The organism is Mucilaginibacter sp. P4_E8, from assembly GCF_056401495.1.
This window is the reverse complement of sequence record NZ_JBFUJG010000327.1, coordinates 1-2,067: the sequence shown is the minus strand read 5'-3', so window position 1 is coordinate 2,067 and position 2,067 is coordinate 1. Positions and strand designations below refer to the sequence as shown.

The window sequence follows — 2,067 nt, the reverse complement described above, 5'->3', positions numbered from 1 at the left end:
ATCGTATTGTTCATTATCTGAGAAACCATGGACAGTTTTCAAAAAGGATAAAAAAAAGATACGAGACATTTTGGAATGATTCACAGGCCGAACAAATAAGAAATATGCCTATGAGTCAGCACGATTGCATTGAAAAATGGAAAGCAGCTCCGTACTGGCAAAGAAAATTAAGCAATAAATATAATGCACGTGAATTTGCCCAAATGCATGGGTGCCAGGTGCCGGATTTATACTGGAAAGGTGCCGATGTTGAAAACCTTGATTTTTCAAAACTTCCACCCTATTATGTTATTCGCCCTACCATAGGCCATTCTTGCAATTATGTATTTGTTATGGATAACGGGCAAAATCTTTTTGATAAAAAACAATACACACACGAAGAAATAAGAGCTATCATGAAACGGGAAGTAACTAAAAATCAAAATCTTGAATTTTTAGTTGAAGAGTTTTTACAGAACGAGGAAGGAAATCATGCCATACTTACAGACTATAAATTTTATTGTTTCAATGGCGAAATAGCATGCTTATATGTCATTAACAGATTAAGCCCTAAAAGCGGATTTGGTGCATTTTATGATGAGGATTGGAACCTGGTAAAAAAAGTACAATTTAATTATAAGCCCAAACTTAATCAGCAGGCCCCCGCTTGTTTTAAAGAAATGGTTAAAACAGCTAAAACTTTGAGCAAAAGCTACGATATGTTTGTGCGGATTGATTTATATGCTACCCGGAAAGGCTGTGTTTTTGGTGAATTTACACCTACGCCATCCATGGGAATGAACTTTACAAGCTTTGGTAAAAAGCTAATGCTTAGTTATTGGGATAAATATTGCAACGGCTACATTTAACTTATTTTAAACAAACAGACTTTGCAGAATTGTTTCTGTTAAAAGACTAATTTTCATGGAGCGTTTACCTTGTTATCATTGTTATACAATGTATCCAAATAAAAGCCAATGTGTCCTAAAAAAGTAGCATCAATGACACATTATAAAAAAACATACAACAAATAAGAATATTTAAAAATACATAATAATACTTAACTACCTAATTCTGAAGCTGAATGATTATTGAGCATATATTGAGTACATTTTTTACACCTAATTACGAGTTAGGCACACATATTGTTTAGATAAATATAATCTACCTAAAAGTGGGTTATTTTTAATTAATAGTGGGGAGATTAGCAGGGGTGCTTTTCTCCCTTTTTTTATATTTAAGCTTAGATTACCCTGTTTTCAGTGAGTTTAAAAGTTTCACTGCATTGGCCAACCGGCTGGCAAGAAAGACTCTCAGACAGCGCTTATAATCAGCACCCTATTACCTACCAAACGCATTGCAGAAAGGCAAAAAATTCCCCGACTCATTTATGTACTTCCGAAACTTAAGAGCAGAATTTTATCAGTAAGCATATATATGCATTACTTATGCTGTCGCTTTGGAACGCCGCAACTCTTCAAACAATTCAATTATCTTTTTTTGCAGATCTATAATTTCAGCTTCCTGGTCCATCAGGCGTCTATTAGCCATCTCCAATTCATCCATATGTCCGGAACCTGACTTAACCTCCTCCAATGTAATTAACTGAATTACAGACATTTCAAATAAAACAGCCAGGCGTTCAAGTTTTGATAGATTAATATCGGTTAGCCCAGTTTCAATCTTTGATAAAGCCAGAATAGAAATATCCGCACGTTTTGCAACATCCTCCTGGCTCCATCCTCTCTGAAAGCGCAGATATTTGATCTTTTTGCCTATTGTATACATCTTACTAAAATAACAGAAATTGATAAAAAATATTATTAAATCACTTTTTTAATTTATAATAATATACAAAAAATTCCTGGGTTATGACCATAGCCATCATGTCTGTTTAAATAAGCTATTTCATTTCAACTAATTTCACCATAAAATTCAAGAAACACCTCATTAATTTGCAAAGAGGAAATACGTTGAATTATCAGAAAAGACCTGCATGGTCTTATTTGTACAATATTTAACTTAAAGTTAATTAAATATATTAAAATTTATTAATTTACTTACGGGGAGATTTAATCGCTATTGAGC

At 33.3% G+C, this 2,067-nt stretch carries 2 protein-coding genes; one reads left to right on the top strand and one right to left on the bottom strand.

Going from position 1 to position 2,067, the window contains the following annotated elements:
* Window positions 1–848 (top strand): ATP-grasp fold amidoligase family protein (locus tag AC1DRQ_RS31030; protein ID WP_477429911.1); only part of this gene is annotated, 848 nt, incomplete at its 5' end.
* A 577-nt stretch (window positions 849–1,425) separates the two neighbouring features.
* On the opposite strand, the gene AC1DRQ_RS31025 is transcribed toward AC1DRQ_RS31030, so the two are convergent.
* Window positions 1,426–1,767: a helix-turn-helix domain-containing protein gene (locus AC1DRQ_RS31025; RefSeq protein ID WP_429401343.1), complete on the bottom strand. Its 342-nt coding sequence runs from the start codon at window positions 1,765–1,767 to the stop codon at window positions 1,426–1,428.
* Window positions 1,768–2,067: the final 300 nt, after the last annotated feature.